The organism is Acinetobacter legionensis (genome assembly GCF_048551735.1).
GTDB lineage: Bacteria > Pseudomonadota > Gammaproteobacteria > Pseudomonadales > Moraxellaceae > Acinetobacter.
In genome coordinates this window covers 107,558-125,740 of record NZ_JBIMBV010000002.1, presented here as the reverse complement: position 1 = coordinate 125,740, position 18,183 = coordinate 107,558, and the positions used below count along the sequence as shown (strand labels likewise).

The window sequence follows — 18,183 nt, the reverse complement described above, 5'->3', positions numbered from 1 at the left end:
GCTTTAGTTACATTGATTTAAATAGGTGATTGGAAATAACGCGCTATATTTTTTAAATTCATTTTGAACCTCTAAGTCACTGACTTTATAGACTTCGCTGGAATGTTGATAAATATCAGTCACTGCTGCCAGAGAACCTTCTTCACCGTTTTTATAGTGATAACGGAAGGTTTTTTGCGTGGCATGGAGCAGTTTTTGCTTCATGGATGGTTGATGAAGGAAAGTATAATTAAACACACGATTTTCCATTTCCAAATAATATCGAGCTTGAATACGACAACCCCGATTTAATTTAATCAGTTTAAATTCATTTCCCTCAGAACTTCTAAACTCAGCTTCGTCCATGTTATTCATCGACTGTAAAACATATGCTTTTGCATAGACTGGTGAATATAAGCCAAAACAAAGCAGAGCGAGCATAAGTGACAGATAAGCTGTCCAATTCATTGTAAGATCTTATTTGTTGATTGTTTAATTCACTATAAGGCGTAATCAGGTGTTTTAAAATATAAAAGATCCATGCCAGAGGTTTTTATCAACGAATAAGACGAAGATATCAGTTATCAAGTTTAGAACCTACGATTCGCTCGTTTAAACGTCCCAAAGTCATTAAAACGGACCCCATTTGCTTGCATCACTGGATAGCAGTCTTGGGCAATGGCTTGACGAATATAAAATGGATCACGTACAACAAAATGGTGAATCGCATGTGTACCAGCGAAGTTAAAACAAAAGGCCTGTAAAGGTTTCATCCGCCAATCTGTCCAGACCTGACACTGCTGAACGATATTGCCATCTTCAACATCGCCATAATAATGCATATTGGAACTGGTAAAATGCAGACTTAAGGTGCGTAAGAAATTTGGTGCTGCAATGCTAACGGCATAAAACTTTGTGGTTTTGTCTGCAAGTCTCCATACTCTATTTTTAGGTTGCGCTATGCCCGCGGCTTTCATTGCCAATTTGGCAGCATTGATCAATAAGAAACCATGCCATAAGGCATAATGAATATGTCCAAAGGGTGCATAACTCGCAGAAAGTTTTGCTTTTAATTTGAGTTTAGCGGCTTGGGATAAATGCTTTTGCGCATGAATAAAACGCTTGGTGGTTTTCATCATGGTGATGGGGCGTAAATAGATCGCCAACATATTGTCACCAGTCATCAGCAAACGTTTTAAGCCCCATTGATCACCATTGTTAATACCGCGTTCTTCTAAATCTGTTTTAGTACCCGATGATTTGTGGTGATGTAAATGTACCTCGCGACGTATCCACGGGTTCACGGTACTAGGGCGAAAGGCGTAAACGGCTGCCAACATGGCATCATTGATTTTTTTGTTTTTACGGTAATACATTTGGTGAATAAGATCATGCTCTAGTTCATGTAAGAGCGACATCCAAAATGCAGAAAGCGGAATTGCCACGTACCAAGGCATTTTCCCACGAGTGTATTGTGTTATATTGAAAATAATCCCTGTTACAGCTGTTGCAAGGATGGCTAGGCCAATTTGGTCTTGGTGCTGAACCAGCCAAGGATGACGTTCGCGTAATTGATTTCCAGCTTCCAAAATTGCTTTGCGAATTCGGTGGCTACGTTGTTCATCTTCTGGATCAGCAAAAAGTTTAGTTTTGCTTTGTATGGACATTTGTACATCGGAAAGGGGTAAATTCATCTCCGGTTTCCTCTATATTTTTGTAGTACTACAAGGAAGTTTTTAAAACCAACATTTGTTGGTTTTTATGAGAGATTATCTGATGATTAAAATAACGTCAACGTCAGTTTTAAAAAAAATGACGAAAAAGGTGAGTCAACCAAAACAAGAACGTTCCCAAAAAAGAATGGATAAGATGCTGGCAACCACGCAAGAGTTACTGTTATCCATTGGAATTGAAAAGATTTCGATTCCCGAGATTGCCAATGCATCTGGCGTTCCACGGACCAGTATTTATCAATTCTTTCCGACGAAATACGATATTTTTCGTCACATTGCACTGACGCATTTAAACGATTTAGTTAAACAACTCGGACAGGCGGCTGTTCGAGTGTTGACGGAAAATCCAAATGCACCGATAGAAGTATACGGGCAGTTACTCTCAGAAAGTATGATTCGTACCACAGCCAAATATTTTAATGAATCTGAAACAGCAAGCTTGTTGATTTTAAGTGGACCTTTTACCCGCCAAGCTTATCTGGAATACCAAATAGAATTAAAAAAAGTCAGTCATGGCGTACGAAAAGCACTGGAAATGATTAAAGTGGATGAATATGTACCTCAAGAGCCAGATACATTGACGATTTTAATGGAATTGGTTTTTACTTGTATGAAGCATGGTTATTACAACGAAAGCTATATTTCTGAAGCCATTATTCAAGAGGCCTACCGTATGACCAATGCATACTTACTGGCTTTAAAGAATAATTCTTTTGGTTTTCCAGAAGCATCTGCTTCATAAGCGTAAAACTGGCTCTCTATCATTAAGGAAAAGCAATGAAAGCTGTATTTTTAGATTATGAATCTTTAGATAAACAGGATTTGGATTTTAGTCAGCTAAAAGCAGCTTTTGATGACTTAATACTTTATCCATCGACCACAGCAGAGCAAGTTCTAGCACGCATTCAACATGTAGACGTGGTGATCAGCAACAAAGTGATTGTGAATGCTGAGGCGATGGAGCAATGTAAAAATTTAAAATTAATTTTGATTTCGGCCACGGGGACCAACAATATTGATTTAGATTTTGCACGATCAAAAGGTATTGTCGTGTGTAATTGTCAGGGCTATGGCACATCTGCAGTTGCACAGCATACACTGACGTTAATGTTGGCATTAGCGACATCTTTACTCAAATATGAGCATGCAGTTAAACAAGGCGAATGGAACAAATCGCCAATTTTCTGCTTACTGGATTTTCCAATTGTTGAATTATCTGGGAAAACTCTTGGCATCATTGGTTATGGTGAGCTGGGTCAAGCGGTTGCCAAGTTGGCAGAAGCTTTTGGGATGAAAATTTTGGTCACATCATTACCCAATCGACCAACGCATAAGGATCGAATACCTTTTGCCGAATTGCTTGCGCAAGTCGATTTTCTTTCTCTGCATTGTCCTCTAACAGATGAAACATGTGATTTAATTGATAGCCAAGCATTTGATAAAATGAAAAAATCTGCATTTTTAATCAATTGTGCCCGCGGTGGTATCGTTAATGAACAGGCTTTGGCCGATGCATTAAGACAAGGCAAAATTGCAGGTGCGGCAACTGATGTACTTTCTGTCGAACCGCCGACACACGGAAATGTATTACTAGCAGAAGATATTCCAAACCTGATTATCACACCGCATAGTGCGTGGGGCAGTGTAGATGCACGTCAACGTATTGTGAATCAAATGCTTGAAAATGTTGAAGCATTTAAGCAGGGTAAAGTGATTCGTCAAGTGAATGAATAAAGGCCCTAATTTAAAAGCACAATTAAAAAAAGGTGCGATTAAAAGGTAGAGTTAAAAACACTATTAAATAGCGATATTCGTTTTACTGCTATCACCTTGAGCATAGGTAGCGTAAGGTGTGGCGTGCTAAGAATTAAGTGTGTTTAATTGATTATCTTGGTACACCAACCTCATCATCTGTTGAACTTTGCGTATTGGTTGAGTTGGTATCTTTTGAACCAGTGGTATTGGTGTTGACATCACGTTCTTGGTTTTCGATTGGTAATGACTGTTTTTTAATTTCAGGTTCTTCTTGCCCATTGTTGGGTAATTGATTTTGAACTGCGGGTTGAACAGGTTGTGTGGTGATCGGCGTATTTTGAACGTTTGCTGTAGTTGCAGCAGTTACAGTATTCGTCGTATTGGGTGTGGTCGAAGACTGACTTAAACTGCCTTGTTCAATCGGTACATTTAAACTGGTTTTACCCATTACTCGATCTTTAGTTTGCTCAACCTTTTTTACCGCAGTATCGATGCCTTGGCGGGTACTATCACGAGCCTCGGTGGCTTTTTCAGTGGTATATTTTTTGGTATTTTCAATGGTTTCATCCAAAGACGGTTTAATTTTTTGAATTCCTTTTTCGGTCGCATCACCTACTTTTTCAGCGGTATTCTGTACAGCTTCACCGGTCTTATGTGCCAATACTTTAAAAATATTTGGATTATCACCATATGGCTGGGTTTGATTTTGAGTATTGGTTTGCGCATAGACTGATGGTGTTGCAAGTATTGCAGTGATCACACATAGACTTTTGATCATCTTCATGATGTTTTGATCCCTTTATGATGATTGTAGCGATTCGCTCAGTGTGGATTGGGGTTATCATACTGTTTTATTTAGATAAAAAGTAAAATTGAAAGAAGAATCCTACAGCAAGAAAACATATGTATACATTGCATAGCATATTACTGGCTGATGTATAAGAAAAGCTCACCTGAGTGAGCTTTTCTAAATGGGCATTAAGTTTAAATTATTTTGTAGCAACCTTAGCGTCTGTAGATACGGCGACTTTAGCGCTACCTACTGGTGTTTTTACATGGGTTTGTGAATTTACTTTTGCACCTGTATTTGCTGGTTTAGGTTTAACTAGATCTTTGGTTTTCTGCCAAGTTTTACTTGTTGCTGATTTGGTTTTGTCTTTTACTTTAACCGCTGCTTCTTTGGTGTTATGCCCAGCTTCAGAACTTAGTTTTTTGGTATTCTCCCACGCACCTTTCGTTGCAACTTTACCTTTGTCTATGCCTGTTTCCACACCCGTTCCAACTTTATCAGCAGCATGTTTAGTGCCGTCCCATGCATCTTTAGAAACATCACGGGTCTTATCGACACCTTTTTCTACACCTGTCCCGACTTTATCAGCAACATTTTTAGTGCCATCCCATGCCTCTTTAGAAACATCACGGGTCTTATCGACACCTTTTTCAATTCCTGTACCTACTTTAGCAGCAGTATTCTTAGTGCCATCCCAAGCGTCTTTAGACACATCACGGGTTTTATCAACACCTTTTTCAATTCCATTACCAACTTTATCTGCAGTGTTATGGATACCTTGACCAATGTTGCTTAGAATGCCTCCATTGGTTCCGACTTCAGCAGAAGCATTTGCACTTACATCTGTATTGGCAAAAAGAGGAGAGCTGGCAAGAAGTGCTGTGGCGATCACTGTTGTTTTAAGCATTTTCATAATTAGTTTTATCCTGTACCTGAATGAGTTCAAGTTTGAGTGTTGCCTATAATAATGTGAAATATGTATAAAAATAGTCTTTGAGATAAAACAGCAACAGCTTATCTACAGAGTTTTAACAATAGTGTAAGAATTGTGAATGAATGTTACGACTAAACGTGTTTGGGAGTCTTTGCAATTTTTATTTTTTAAATTCTGATGCTTATAAGAATGTGAGAATGATGATAAAAGAATTTTCTGTAATAATTTCCAGCTTGTTATTAAAACAAAAACGACATAAGCTTTGGGTTAAATTGTTGATTTAATCATCATAATGAAAAATATAATAATCCTGATATTTCTCACCTTTATATTGAGTTTAAAACCGAGTTTTGCCTGTGGTTGTGGCGATGAACTGTCTTCCAGCCATCAAATAATGGGTTGGGGCATTATGGGCGCAGTATTTTTAATTTACTTGATTCCAAGCTTTTATTTTGCAAAATATTTTAAGAAATATCAGCTATTTATTGGGCATTTGATTTTGCCCCATGTGCTAATAATTGCAATGCTATACACAATGATGAATTCGTTTAAATTGGGATTAAATCCAATTTATTATTGGTTTGCTAATTACCTTCCAAATAGTTTCATTTTTGCTGTGATTGGATTGATTGGCGTTCTCATTTGGATATATCCTGTGAATTATGTGGCTAAAAGAGCGAAATAACTTTGTATTTAGCCCTTTTAGCTTCAACGAAGTATTAAAGCGAAGTACTGAGATTAATTACATTTTTCAAGATTTGATATTTTAAAGTTATTTTTAAGTGAGTTGAAGTTTTTTTGCTTTTCAGCATCTTTTGGGTCAAAAACAGTTTGTTTATTTTCGACTTCAGCATCTACATTTGAAAATGCAGAGATGAGCTGATCACCTTTAAAAATCCAATATTCTGTGGCTTTACCCGTTTCAAAGTTGCCAGTAAATTCGATGAGACAGTTGTCTGTTTGTTTGATGAGTTTGGCAAGGTTATGTTTTGTGCTTGGTTCAGCAGAGATATTTTTATGTTGTTCTAAAACAGTTGGAGCGTTTGGATTGATGAGTGTGGTTGAGCAGGCGGTGAGGGGAAGTAAAAAAGAAGCAGTAGTTAAAATTAGAACTAATTTCATAATTTAGGATCATCAGCGTTTTTGGAAGTATAGAAAATTCACAATAAAATTAATATTATGAATAGTGTGTAAAAGTGTTAATGATTCCAATCTTGTAGTCTGATTCTTCCTGTTTGATAATAGATAGAAACTAGTTCTATAAAATTTTTAAAATCGGCATTTTCATTTAATATCCGGTTGATTGATTGCCAATCAACTTCTGGTTTACGGCGCGCAGGTAATAAAATTTCACTTTCTGTTGGATTATCGGGAATTAATAAAATTACTCCAATACCATGTAAAGCTGAGAGCATACGTAATTCTTCTTCTACTTCAGCTGTTGAAATAGATGTTGCAACTAAATATCCTTCATTTGCCCAGCTTGAATTGCTAACGGCTTGGAAAAAACTACTACGGATATTAGAACTATTTAGTTCTTTTTTAACTTCAAATGACCATAAACGAACATTTTGACCTGAACCATGTTTTACACAAGTCTTAATTAATTCATGCCATTTTTTATCAAGAGGTTGCATGGCTACAAGATCAGGATGCAACCATTGATTGCCATTTTGACCACGATTATTTGATGATTTTTTTTCATCAATACGTAGACTAAATAATTGTAGCTCTTTAGAGAGATATTCTATTAATACCGGATATAAATCATGTTCTGAAAATATTTTTTCTTGATTTGAAAAAGAAGTATTATCTTCTATATCAATATTCAACGAATTTTGCGAGTCAAATTTTGTTGGTGTAGAAAGATTTGAACTGGGCTCATACCAATATTGGCGAGGACTAGGTTTTTCTTGATACTTTATACAAGGATTATTTTGAATTAAGTCTGGAAAAATACGATATAACTCTCGAATAATTTGTTGTTTAAAAGCCCCTTCATTATTTTCAAACTTAATATTCTTCCTTTTCTCGATATAATCTTGAGGGTAGTTAGTAATTAACTTACCAGCAATAAATCTAGCTGTAAATTTTTGGTTTGGATTAGATTTTAAAAATTCTAATGCTTTTTGTGCCTGTGATAATTTCATGATTATATATTAAAAAAAACCTACTAATTAATAGCAGGGTTTTAGATTTATTTCAATTATTCAACTTAATGCTTTCACACTGAAATTTCTGCAACACTTGTAAACAAGTCACGTAACTGTGCAAGTAAACGTAAACGGTTTGCTCCCAACTCTGAATCCCTGATTCTCAAAGAACGTATTCGTCGCCTAATGTAAAAGACAACAGAACAAATGATTTTTACCCATGCTCTTGATGATAATGGCGTGTTTGAAGTGTGAGTAATTGTGATTTTAAATGATTTAAATCTTCATCTAAACCAAATCTTTGCGCTAGAGGATCAACCAAGTGGCTTGAGTCAAGATGAGTGGTCTGTAAAGACAAATCATTTGAAAAAGACTTTAACTGTTGTCTACGAGACACGCTAGAACACGAATAGCGTCTAAATTTTTCAAGTAAGAAAACTAAACGGCGTGTTTCAAGTGTACTTAGATTATTTGTTATAGAAGGTAAAAGCTCTGAATAGAGTAAAGCTTCAGCAACTGGTTTCACTTCACTAAATGTTGCCGATGATAATGGTTGTTTTAACAACGTATTCAAAGCATGTTCAAACTCTACCTGATTCATCATATGAGTTAACCTCTTAACTCCGAAAGGATTGACACGATATATTGAATATTCGAGTGTAATTGTTCAGGAGTCGCATAGTACATTTCAGCATTATTCGCTGATTTTTTAAACGCTTCAAGAGAAAACTTACCATTAAGGTATAATTTTTTGATGTCTTCGATATCTCTATCAGATAAACGAGCAAGTTTTGAAATGGCTAAATCTAAACCGGATACTAAATAAACTTCAACAATGCTATTGGCAACTAAAGGAATCGCTCTTTCAGGATAGTCAGGGTCGACAGATGCAAGGCTGGTGTTAAAACTACGATCAAACTCTAAATTAGTTTCAAGATTATTATCATCTAAATATTCAACGTCATTATTTTCTAAAAACAAAACTATATCGTGTTTCTTTAATTGCTGGATTGCCTGAATTTCAGCATCTATATCATTGCTACCACGAGCATTGGTATGAATATGAAATGCACAACCACCAAAAATAAATGCTTTTACAGCGCCATTAGGTAGATTCTTATGATTTTTGGATATGTAATTCTCAAGCTCTTGAAAGAGCTTGAGAATAGCGATAGTAATTGGAGAATTACTATAGATCGTCATACTTAGTGCTGTAACACCGAAATATCTGCAACGCTTGTAAACAAGTCACGTAACTGTGTAAGTAAACGTAAACGGTTTGCTTTGAGTTCTGCATCATCTGCCATGACCATCACATTCTCAAAGAATGCATCAATCGGTGCACGAAGCGCAGCCAACTTAGAAAGCGCAGTGGTATAGTCTTTCGCGTCCAAAAGTGGTTGAAGTGCAGGTTTGATATTTTGAATCTCGGTATAAAGCGCTTTTTCAGCATCTTCAAGCAATTTAGCTTCAACAACCTCACCTGTAGGTGCAGCTTCTTTTGCCAAGATATTGGCAACACGCTTATTGGCAGCAGCCAAAGCAGCAGCTTCTGGCAAGTCACGGAAATGATTTACCGCCGTCACACGCTTATCAAAATCAAGTGGAGATTTTGGAGAAAGTGCTTGAACAGCCTGAATCACATCAACGGCAACACCTTGGTCTTCGTACTTAGCACGGTAACGACCTTCAAGGAATGCGACAGCATCGGCTAAAGTCTTCGCATGATCTTTCAATACATCGCCATAAGCAGCCAAAGCAAGCTTGATCAGTTCTTCAATCGAAACATCAAGATTATTTTCAGTCACCAAACGTAAGATACCAATCGCAGAACGACGTAAAGCAAATGGATCTTTCGAACCTGTCGGTGCTTGACCAATCCCGAAAATACCTGTGAGGGTATCTAAACGATCAGCAAGGGCAATGGTTGTACCTGTTTTTGTTTTTGGTAGAACATCGCCAGCGAACTTAGGTAAATATTGTTCACCTAAAGCTTCAGCAACTTCATCATTTTCGCCTTCAATACGTGCGTAATAAGTTCCCGCGATCCCTTGAAGTTCAGGAAATTCTCCGACTAACTCTGAAGTTAAGTCACATTTTGCAAGCAGAGCAGCTTTTTCAGCATCTACAGAATTTGCACCTGTGATTGCAGATAATGCCACAGCCAATTTTGCAATACGTTCAGACTTGTTCCAAAGTGTACCCAATTGTGCTTGGAATACCATATTGGCTAATTTTTCTTTACGAGAAGCAAGCGGTTGCTTTTGGTCTTGTAAGAAGAAAAACTCTGCATCAGACAAACGAGGGCGTACCACTTTTTCATTGCCTTCAATAATTTGAGTTGGATCTTTAGACTCAATATTGGAAACAGTAATGAAATAAGGCTGTAATTTATGCGCTGCATTGACCAAACAGAAATACTTCTGGTTGTCTTGCATCGTGGTGATCAAGGCTTCTTGAGGTACTGCAAGGAAACGTTCTTCAAAGCTTGCACGTAACGCAACAGGCCATTCAACCAATGCGGTGACTTCATCACGCAGGTCCGCAGGAACGATGGCAATCGCATTGACTTCATCAGCCAAAGCTTTAACTTGTTGGTCAATGATCGCTTGACGCTCTTCAAAAGAAGCTACGACATGTGCTGCTTTTAATTTCGGTAAATAATCATCTGAATTTGTTAATGAAATCGCTTCAGGCGCATGGAAACGATGACCATAGGTCAGATTACCCGCTTTATGATCCTGAATCGTTGCATCAATCACATCATTGTCTTTTAACAAGACGACCCATTTCACTGGACGAACAAATTCAGTACGGCTTGCCGCAGAACGCATACGTTTTGCGATGGGTAAGTTATCTAGTGCTGTTTGTAAAATTTGTGGAAGTAAAGCGTCAAGACTTTGACCTTTCACATCTTTTAAATAACAAACTTTTTCAACTTTACCTGCTTGGAAAGTCGATACTTGATCCGCAGTAATGCCTTGACCACGCATAAAGCCTTCTAAGGCTTTGGTTGGTTTGCCTTCTGCATCATAAGCAGCTTGTAGGGCAGGGCCATCAAAACGCTTTTGAGTGTCTGCTTGTGCACCATCAACATTGACAATTTTTAATGCCAAACGACGTGGTGCTGCATAAGCTTCAATTGAATCAAATGCCAAACCTGCGTCTTTTAAACCTTTAACCGTTTCAGCTTGTAATGCATCACGTAAGGTCTTTAAGCTTTTAGGCGGTAATTCTTCACAGCCAAGTTCGAATAAAACTGTATGTTTAGACATTATTTATTCTCCTCAGCTTTTGCTTCTGCTTCAACTTGTGCCTTTAACTGTGCAAGCACTTCGTCACGTAAATGCGGTTCAGCCATTGGGAAACCGAGTTTGGCACGAGCAGCCACATAGCTTTGTGCAATAGAGCGTGCCAAAGTACGCACACGTAAAATATAACGTTGACGCTCAGTGACAGAAATAGCACCACGTGCATCGAGTAAGTTAAAGCTGTGTGATGCTTTGATGACTTGCTCATATGCTGGAAGTGGGAGTTCCGCTTCCATTAAACGGGTTGCTTCAGCTTCATAAAAATCGAAGAGTTCAAACATTTTTTCAACGTTGGCATATTCAAAGTTATAAGTTGATTGCTCTACTTCATTTTGATGGAACACATCACCGTAGGTGACTGTACCAAATTGACCTTTGGTCCAAACCAAATCATAAACTGAATCGACGCCTTGTAAGTACATTGCCAGACGTTCAAGACCGTAAGTGATTTCACCTGTGACTGGGTAGCATTCAACCCCACCGACTTGTTGGAAGTAAGTAAACTGAGTCACTTCCATACCGTTTAACCACACTTCCCAACCTAAGCCCCAAGCGCCCAATGTTGGAGATTCCCAGTTGTCTTCTACAAAACGAATGTCATGTGTAAGCGTGTCAATACCAATCGCTTCTAAAGAGTCTAGATACAGTTGTTGGATATTGTCAGGGTTCGGTTTAAGCACCACTTGGAATTGATAGTAGTGTTGTAAACGGTTTGGGTTTTCGCCATAACGACCGTCTTTAGGACGACGTGAGGGTTGAACGTATGCTGCGTTCCATGTTTCTGGCCCAAGCGCACGTAAGAATGTTGCAGTGTGAAATGTCCCTGCGCCCATTTCCATATCGTAAGGCTGTAACACCACACAACCTTGTTCAGCCCAGTAGTTTTGTAAGGCAAGAATTAAGCCTTGGAATGTATCAATATGCGATATGGCGCGACTCATGCAGCATCCACTATAAGTATTAGAAAAAATTGGTTCTAAGTATAAGGATTTTGGGGAGGTGTGGCAAAGGTTAGTCTATAAATATTGATTCTTATCGCAGATCAACTTATGTGCATTTTTTCAGATTTTCTTTTGAGATAAAACTTTTCATTTCTTTGGCCTCTTTTCTTATTTTCATTTCCTCAATGTGCTCTTCAATTTTTGCATCTGGAGCATCACTATTGATTACGGGTTCCGAGCTTGAATTTTCAGATATTAAAATGAGATCATCCCTAAAAAAAGCCCAATCTTTTTCTATTGTTGGTATATTTTTAGAAGTGGTTTTTGCTTTTAAGATGCAGATTTTATCTTTTTTAATCAGCGTAAGTTCAAGTGTGCTTGATGGTTCGCCCGTCATTGCAATTTGCTTTGTTTCTAAAATTACAGGTTCATTTGATGTACTACATGCAGCAAGGTAAAAAGAAGAAGTTAAAATGATGAAATGGATTATTTTGTTCATTGGTAAAATTAAATAAGTTAAATTATATGTTTGATATTAACATAAAAAATTTATATTCATGAACTTTGTAAAGGTAGAGGGCGCTTCAAAAGCTGAATGTCGGAAGTTCATCATGACGATGTCACAACGCTTCATTCAATGTTAAGTAAATGAATTATTTAGAAATCATAGGGGCGAATTTAGAGGATGATAAAATGCACAAGATCATTATTGGGCTGTAGCAAAATTAGAAAAGACCAATCAAAACTTAATTTTCAAACTGCAGGGTTTTTCAATGCTAGCGGTTCTTGTCAAAATATTGAATAATTTGTTTTAAAATAAAATTAACTAATTGAATTATTTTATATATAATTTGAAAAATACTTTTTTAAAAATTTATAAATTTAATTTTTATATCAAAATGAGCAATCTTAATATGAAAAAATTCAATTATTTTATGAGCATAGCGACTTTAGGTTTTATATCTACAACATCAAGTTATGCAGTAAATATAGAAGAAGCCCCTTGTTTCGCCCCACAAACAGCGCCTATTTTTAAAGAGTTTTATCAAATAAATAAAGGATTTGATCAAAAAGTATTGTGGGAGTTGTATGTTCAATCACCCATAGATGGTTATCCAAATGCAAAAATGATTAATCAAACTTTAGAGACTTTATTTGGTCAATTGGGGCTCTCAGAAGAACAGAAAAAGCAGATGAAACCGACCCAAAAAGATGTATCTGAAGTAGAGCCTGAAGAATTAGAAGCCTATAACCTAATGGTTAAAGCACAAAAATTATATTACGGCGATAAAGTTGCTATTGATCAACAACAGGCTTTTGAGTTGCTGCTTGATGCAGTTGGAAAGAGAAATTCAGAAGCCTATATTTTCTACCCTGTGCTTAATCAGCATTGTGCTGATCCAGATAGAAAAGAAACAGCAGTTCGTATATTTCATACCATCGAAAAACACATGGGGGATAATGATGATTATCCAACTCCAATATGGGCATATTTAAGTTATGCCTATGCGTATGGTATAGGCACAGAGGTGAATGAAGCAAAGGCTTTAAAATATTGGAAAAAAGCTTGGCGTATCTATTCGTTACAATTTGATGCAGGTGGTTTTGTCGGTTTTATGATGGGACAAATGGCAGAACAAAAGCCTTATTTAAAAGCACATTTGGGTGAAGCTATGAATTATTACAAAATTGCGACCCGAGCAGATGAAAATAACATTCCAGCACAACAGGCAATTGTAAGATTATTAAAAACGGATAAAAAGTTTGAAGATCTGACTTATGAAATAGAGTTATTTGAAGAAACTGAAAACGCAAAGCATGATCAAGACCCAAAATCTGCTTATTTTACTTTGTCAGAATTATATGCTCAGGAGCAGTGGAAAATTTACAATCCTCAACTTTCAATGGAGTGGTTGGCAAAAGCAGCTGAAGCAGGGCATGAACGCGCACAGTTGAACCTACCACTCTATTATGAGCAAGGGAATTTGATCAAGGCAGATCCAAAAAGAGCGATGGAGTTGTATCAAAAATATTATGAACAGGACAATATATTAGTGGGTATCTACTTTTTAGATCGTTTGGAAAATGGAATCAAAGGCATTGCTAAAAATCCTGAAAAAGCGAAGTTAGTTCGTGAAGATTTAACTAAAAAATATCATGCTTTAGGACAAACAGGTGAGATTCCAAAACCTGAAGATTTGCGATTAATGCAGCGAATGTATTAAAAACTTTCTTTAGCAAAGATTAGTCTTGAGTCATGGCTCACTAATCTGAGCTATATCTAAAACTTAATGTTCAATCCATAATCCTTTTTCAATGCCAATAAAGCCTCAGCATTGCCTTTGGCATCGTCAACAGGGTTATGGGTATGTGCTGTTTTGCGTAAATGCTTAAAACTTTGAAAGCTATCTTTGACCAGTCCTTTATACAAACTGCCTAAATTTTGTGAACTAAATCCAAACGGATTACTGCCAGTAAAATGATGAAAGTACCAACAGACAAACCTCCAGTCAAAACCATTATTATCGCTAATAAAAATAGGGCGATCTTTACTGACTTTGCTCACCCACTTGGCAAAGTCTTTCATAACATGCTCAGGATTGTTAAAGCTTAGGGTATCTTCACGACTAAAGCCTGAAACTGCGAGCGCTTGAGGAATATAATTCTCGGAAATTGGTTTAAGTAAACCGTAGAATTGTTGATGTAAGTGATCTTCGACCAACACTGCACCTAGCGCAATCATTGAGTAATCACCGGGAATTGGACCATCTGCTTCGATGTCCACCATAATATAAGCCATATATTTTCCTTATTTTAAGATATTGTTTTTATGGTGGAAGTCATTATAAATGATGATTTTAATCGCTGACAAACTTTATCGGTATTTTGCTTTTTTAATATTTATAGCTTATAAATTATTGAATAAATTTAAAAACATTTTTAAATCATCCCTTATGCAAAAAATACAGAAAAACAAACTTTGGCTAAGCCTTCTCCTTATTGTATTGGCAGTTATTTCTATTCCTGCAATTCATCTTTTTAAAACAAAAATCAATGAGCAACAGGGAATTGAGCATATTCCTACAGGTTATCGGGATGATGCCAGTCATCTTAATTTGACAAAAGTGCATAAAATTGTGGATGTAGAAAGTACACCCGAAGTGATTCAACGACAGCTTAAAACTTTACTTAAATATGCAGCTGAACATCATCTAAAAGTCTCGATTGCAGGAGCTAAGCACAGTATGGGCGGGCACACCATTTACCCTGATGGTATTGCACTGAATATGTTGCCTTATAACCACATGAGCTTTGATGAGAAGAGTAATATTCTCACGATTGGCTCGGGTGCAACGTGGGAAGAGGCACTTCGGTATCTAGACCGCTATGGCAAATCAATTGCAGTGATGCAAGCGTTTAGTAATTTCTCAATTGGCGGCTCGATCAGTGTCAATGGACATGGTTGGCAAAAGAATTCACCCCCAGTTTCATCCAGTGTTGAGTCATTTACCTTGATGAATGCCCAGGGAGAAATTGTAAAATGTAGTCGTACAAAACATCCTGAACTATTTAAATTGGTGATTGGTGGCTATGGATTATTTGGCATTATTCTCGATGTAAAATTAAAAGTTGTTGATAATGTTGCTTTAACATTTCAATCAATTTCAGTTTTACCTGAAGACTATGTAAAGGCGTACCAAAAGATTGTCAGTAATAATCCAAATGTACAATTTGCTTATGGTCGTTTACGTATTTCAGATAAACATTTTTTACAGCAGGCAACCTTAAACTATTTTGAAAAAATTGATAAAAAACCTTTGGCATTATCACAACAACAAAGTAAAAATGCTGAAACCAAGCGAATTGTGTTTCGTGGTTCTGTTGATAGTGAATACGGCAAACGGCTACGTTGGGATCTAGAAAGTAGTCTGAATTCAGTATCGCCTTATGCGACATTTAGTCGTAATGAAATTCTCAGTGAAGATGCCGCCTTGATTGAAAATAAAGATATCCATTCAACCGATCTATTGCATGAATATTTTATTCCAAAGCAGCACTTGGCTCAGTTTATTCAAGATCTCAAGCCCGTTTTAAAAACTAAAAAAGTGGATCTACTCAATATCACGATTCGTGAAGTTGAACATGATCATGATGCATTTATGAATTATGCCCGAGAGGATGTTTTTGGCTTGGTGTTTCTGTTTAATCAAAAGAAGACTGCACAACAAGAGCAGGATATGCAACAACTGACTCAGCAATTGGTTGATATTACACTTAAAAATCAAGGCACATTTTATTTGCCTTATCGCTTACATGTGAGTCGCGACAAGATGCGTTTAGCCTATCCGCAAACGGATGCTTTTTTTAGTTTGAAGAAAAAATATGATCCAGAGGAGATTTTTAGTAATCAGTTCTATCTACATTATCGTGAGTCGTGAATGATGGTCTGGAAAATACTTTTAATAAACCCCAATAACAGCACCCTGCAAATACAGAAATTGCATAAAAAAACCAATCGCTCAATAGTTTCCATAGTGGTGTAGGCAATGATCCAGTAAAAACAAGATAGCCAATGATGTTGACAATTAACCACATCAATAGTGAACCGACGAAAATACTGAAAAAATTAAGCCAATACTGATGTGCAAGCCAAAGTGAAATGACATAAGCAACTGGAATGACTATAACGCAATAAATCAGATAAACGATTAAGCTAATACCAAATATTGTGAGTAGAGACTGTATATCATATTGATGATTCATAAAAAGGAAAAACGCGACCAATAGGATTAAGCTCAGACTGGGTGCTAAAAACAAAGCCTTTAAAATCGATTTATTGCTATATTGAGTCATGATCAAAACAATAAAGGAATAAATATGATAAAAGCATGCATAATCATGATGATTTTATCTACAACTATTTGTTCAATATCGGCTTATGCAGAACAGAGTGTTGCTTCACCCGATGTATATAACCAATGTGTTGAACAAACTATCGAAAAACTGGCTTTAGGAAACATCAACAATGCTGTGGTTGAATCGTGTAGTAATCAGAGTAGGGCATATTATGAAAAGGAAATTGTCAAAGTTCTCGATCAGATCAAAAAACAGAGCCAGATAGACCATCAGCAAGAACGTTATAACGATATCATGAAATCACAACGCTTATGGAAAGCTTATGTTGATCAGGAGTGCCAAAATGCTGGAAGCTATATTGGTTCACCCATGTATGAGTTTTGTCCAATGCAAGAATATGGGAAAAGACTTGATCAATTGACTGAATATGCTCAGTGAAAAATCAGTGGATGAGAAATATCCTTGGAAAATTTATCCATTTAAGATAGATAATAAATATATCTTATAATCACAACATCGTATAATTCACACTTTAAAACGTGTTAAAGCGCAGGACTGTCGTGTTTCATACGCAACTTGAATGGTTAAATACCTTAAAACCCAATTTTAAAGTTTTACCGCTAAAAGATCGTTTAGTCTGTGGTGTTGGTGCACTGCTTGGATTAGCAGTGTCATCATTGGTCAGTTGGTATGTACTCGGTGGATTTAATGCATGGTATATCGCACCGATGGGCGCGTCCTCGGTATTGCTCTTTGCTGTACCCGCAAGCCCTTTATCACAACCCTGGAATATGGTGGTGGGGAATACCATCGCAGGTTTAGTCGGCGTGACTTGTACCATCTTTATTTCCAATCCAACCGAGGCATTTAGTGTTGCTGTTGCATTGTCGATCTTCTTGATGATGAGTACAGATTCATTGCATCCGCCAAGTGGTGCGGTGGCGATTACTGCCGTGTTGGGTGGCGCTTCTATTCATCAGTTGGGTTATCAATTTATCTTTTACCCAGTATTACTCAATTCAGTCTTGCTGCTGGTGATTGCGATCATTTTTAATCGTATGTTGGGAAAGCAATATCCACAAGTTGCACAGCTCAATACACGTTCTAAGGATCCAACGCCGACACAGAAAGTCACCATTCAACCGCAAGATATTCAAGATGTGTTAGAACAACAGACACAGCTTTTAGATATTAGTGAGTATGACTTACAAAAAATCATTTTAGAAGCACAAGAAAAGGCCAATGCAAGGGCAGTACATCAATACCTTTGCCAAGATATTATGAGCAAAGATGTCATGAGCCTAGATGAGCAAGATGATATTCATCAAGCTTTAGATAAGTTTAAACGTGTGAATTTGATGAGTTTGCCAGTGATCAATACTGATCGGGAGTTGGTTGGTACATTGGCATTGTATGAAATTGTAGAATGGTTTAAACGCGCTGCTGATGCTCGTGCCCCTTGGGAAAATTTGGTCAAACAAATTATGAATCGACAAGTGGTCACTGTACAGCCGATGCAACCAATTCAAGACTTGGTGCCTTATTTCGTTGAACGCTCTTTTAATTATATCCCTGTAGTTGATCATCAAAAAATGGTCGGGATCATTAGTCGCGCAGATATGATCGCAGCATTGCAGCAACAACTAAATAATGCACAATGATACTATAAAAAGATGCGATATAAAAAAAGCTACAGCAGTTTGGGGGAACTGTTGTAGCTGAAAAGGGTA

20 protein-coding genes and 1 pseudogene are annotated in these 18,183 nt (G+C 37.1%); 7 read left to right on the top strand and 14 right to left on the bottom strand.

Going from position 1 to position 18,183, the window contains the following annotated elements:
- Positions 1-3: 3 nt before the first annotated feature.
- On the bottom strand, positions 4-447 hold the full coding sequence (locus ACG9ZL_RS02615; protein ID WP_419358962.1) for a hypothetical protein: 444 nt from the start codon (positions 445-447) through the stop codon (positions 4-6).
- A gap of 122 nt (positions 448-569) precedes the next feature.
- On the bottom strand, positions 570-1,673 hold the full coding sequence (locus ACG9ZL_RS02610) for a fatty acid desaturase (RefSeq protein WP_419358960.1): 1,104 nt from the start codon (positions 1,671-1,673) through the stop codon (positions 570-572).
- An 82-nt stretch (positions 1,674-1,755) separates the two neighbouring features.
- On the opposite strand from ACG9ZL_RS02610, the gene ACG9ZL_RS02605 reads away from it, so the two are divergent.
- Positions 1,756-2,454 carry a TetR/AcrR family transcriptional regulator gene (locus ACG9ZL_RS02605; protein ID WP_056516975.1) on the top strand — a complete coding sequence of 233 codons (699 nt, stop codon included), beginning with the start codon at positions 1,756-1,758 and terminating at the stop codon, positions 2,452-2,454.
- A gap of 35 nt (positions 2,455-2,489) precedes the next feature.
- The gene (locus tag ACG9ZL_RS02600) at positions 2,490-3,446 is read left to right on the top strand and encodes a 2-hydroxyacid dehydrogenase (protein ID WP_419358958.1); all 957 of its coding nucleotides are present in this window, start codon (positions 2,490-2,492) and stop codon (positions 3,444-3,446) included.
- A gap of 151 nt (positions 3,447-3,597) precedes the next feature.
- On the opposite strand, the gene ACG9ZL_RS02595 is transcribed toward ACG9ZL_RS02600, so the two are convergent.
- Together ACG9ZL_RS02595 and ACG9ZL_RS02590 are read right to left on the bottom strand one after the other, a co-directional pair.
- Positions 3,598-4,251: a hypothetical protein gene (locus ACG9ZL_RS02595; protein WP_419358956.1), complete on the bottom strand. Its 654-nt coding sequence runs from the start codon at positions 4,249-4,251 to the stop codon at positions 3,598-3,600.
- Positions 4,252-4,456: 205 nt separating this feature from the next.
- Positions 4,457-5,170 (bottom strand): hypothetical protein, encoded by a 714-nt coding sequence (locus ACG9ZL_RS02590; protein ID WP_336952239.1) that lies wholly within the window; start codon positions 5,168-5,170, stop codon positions 4,457-4,459.
- A gap of 313 nt (positions 5,171-5,483) precedes the next feature.
- Between ACG9ZL_RS02590 and ACG9ZL_RS02585 the strand changes: the two genes are divergently transcribed.
- The gene (locus ACG9ZL_RS02585) at positions 5,484-5,876 is read left to right on the top strand and encodes a hypothetical protein (protein ID WP_336952238.1); all 393 of its coding nucleotides are present in this window, start codon (positions 5,484-5,486) and stop codon (positions 5,874-5,876) included.
- 53 nt (positions 5,877-5,929) lie between these two features.
- Here the strand turns inward: ACG9ZL_RS02585 and ACG9ZL_RS02580 are convergent, their stop codons facing one another.
- The 8 genes and pseudogenes from ACG9ZL_RS02580 to ACG9ZL_RS02545 all read right to left on the bottom strand — a co-directional run bounded on the left by ACG9ZL_RS02580 (position 5,930) and on the right by ACG9ZL_RS02545 (position 12,095).
- Complete coding sequence (locus ACG9ZL_RS02580; protein ID WP_419358955.1) at positions 5,930-6,313, bottom strand: hypothetical protein; 384 nt, start codon at positions 6,311-6,313, stop codon at positions 5,930-5,932.
- Between the two features lie 77 nt (positions 6,314-6,390).
- Positions 6,391-7,341: a COG2958 family protein gene (locus tag ACG9ZL_RS02575; RefSeq protein WP_419358953.1), complete on the bottom strand. Its 951-nt coding sequence runs from the start codon at positions 7,339-7,341 to the stop codon at positions 6,391-6,393.
- A gap of 74 nt (positions 7,342-7,415) precedes the next feature.
- A pseudogene (locus tag ACG9ZL_RS02570) lies at positions 7,416-7,499 on the bottom strand (hypothetical protein); the annotation flags it as partial.
- A 59-nt stretch (positions 7,500-7,558) separates the two neighbouring features.
- Positions 7,559-7,948 carry a hypothetical protein gene (locus ACG9ZL_RS02565; RefSeq protein ID WP_004718187.1) on the bottom strand — a complete coding sequence of 130 codons (390 nt, stop codon included), beginning with the start codon at positions 7,946-7,948 and terminating at the stop codon, positions 7,559-7,561.
- A gap of 5 nt (positions 7,949-7,953) precedes the next feature.
- Positions 7,954-8,547 carry a DUF6036 family nucleotidyltransferase gene (locus ACG9ZL_RS02560; RefSeq protein ID WP_004718185.1) on the bottom strand — a complete coding sequence of 198 codons (594 nt, stop codon included), beginning with the start codon at positions 8,545-8,547 and terminating at the stop codon, positions 7,954-7,956.
- 2 nt (positions 8,548-8,549) lie between these two features.
- Positions 8,550-10,619 (bottom strand): glycine--tRNA ligase subunit beta, encoded by a 2,070-nt coding sequence (glyS, locus tag ACG9ZL_RS02555; protein WP_419358952.1) that lies wholly within the window; start codon positions 10,617-10,619, stop codon positions 8,550-8,552.
- The gene (glyQ, locus tag ACG9ZL_RS02550; protein ID WP_004718182.1) at positions 10,619-11,596 is read right to left on the bottom strand and encodes a glycine--tRNA ligase subunit alpha; all 978 of its coding nucleotides are present in this window, start codon (positions 11,594-11,596) and stop codon (positions 10,619-10,621) included. Before glyQ ends, glyS begins: the two co-directional genes overlap by 1 nt.
- A gap of 106 nt (positions 11,597-11,702) precedes the next feature.
- Positions 11,703-12,095 carry a hypothetical protein gene (locus ACG9ZL_RS02545; protein ID WP_166783054.1) on the bottom strand — a complete coding sequence of 131 codons (393 nt, stop codon included), beginning with the start codon at positions 12,093-12,095 and terminating at the stop codon, positions 11,703-11,705.
- Positions 12,096-12,510: 415 nt separating this feature from the next.
- Here ACG9ZL_RS02545 and ACG9ZL_RS02540 point away from each other — a divergent pair, with 415 nt between their 5' ends.
- The gene (locus tag ACG9ZL_RS02540; RefSeq protein ID WP_419358950.1) at positions 12,511-13,821 is read left to right on the top strand and encodes a tetratricopeptide repeat protein; all 1,311 of its coding nucleotides are present in this window, start codon (positions 12,511-12,513) and stop codon (positions 13,819-13,821) included.
- A gap of 56 nt (positions 13,822-13,877) precedes the next feature.
- On the opposite strand, the gene ACG9ZL_RS02535 is transcribed toward ACG9ZL_RS02540, so the two are convergent.
- Complete coding sequence (locus ACG9ZL_RS02535; protein WP_419358948.1) at positions 13,878-14,396, bottom strand: exonuclease; 519 nt, start codon at positions 14,394-14,396, stop codon at positions 13,878-13,880.
- 154 nt (positions 14,397-14,550) lie between these two features.
- On the opposite strand from ACG9ZL_RS02535, the gene ACG9ZL_RS02530 reads away from it, so the two are divergent.
- Positions 14,551-16,035 (top strand): FAD-binding oxidoreductase, encoded by a 1,485-nt coding sequence (locus ACG9ZL_RS02530; protein WP_419358947.1) that lies wholly within the window; start codon positions 14,551-14,553, stop codon positions 16,033-16,035.
- On the opposite strand, the gene ACG9ZL_RS02525 is transcribed toward ACG9ZL_RS02530, so the two are convergent.
- Positions 15,998-16,450 (bottom strand): hypothetical protein, encoded by a 453-nt coding sequence (locus ACG9ZL_RS02525; protein ID WP_419327035.1) that lies wholly within the window; start codon positions 16,448-16,450, stop codon positions 15,998-16,000. The two genes, ACG9ZL_RS02530 and ACG9ZL_RS02525, sit on opposite strands and share 38 nt — an antisense overlap.
- Before the next feature lie 24 nt (positions 16,451-16,474).
- On the opposite strand from ACG9ZL_RS02525, the gene ACG9ZL_RS02520 reads away from it, so the two are divergent.
- Together ACG9ZL_RS02520 and ACG9ZL_RS02515 are read left to right on the top strand one after the other, a co-directional pair.
- Positions 16,475-16,891, top strand: coding sequence for a lysozyme inhibitor LprI family protein (locus ACG9ZL_RS02520; RefSeq protein WP_419327036.1), 417 nt, complete (start codon positions 16,475-16,477; stop codon positions 16,889-16,891).
- A 122-nt stretch (positions 16,892-17,013) separates the two neighbouring features.
- Complete coding sequence (locus ACG9ZL_RS02515) at positions 17,014-18,114, top strand: HPP family protein (protein ID WP_336952230.1); 1,101 nt, start codon at positions 17,014-17,016, stop codon at positions 18,112-18,114.
- The last annotated feature ends 69 nt before the right edge of the window (positions 18,115-18,183 follow it).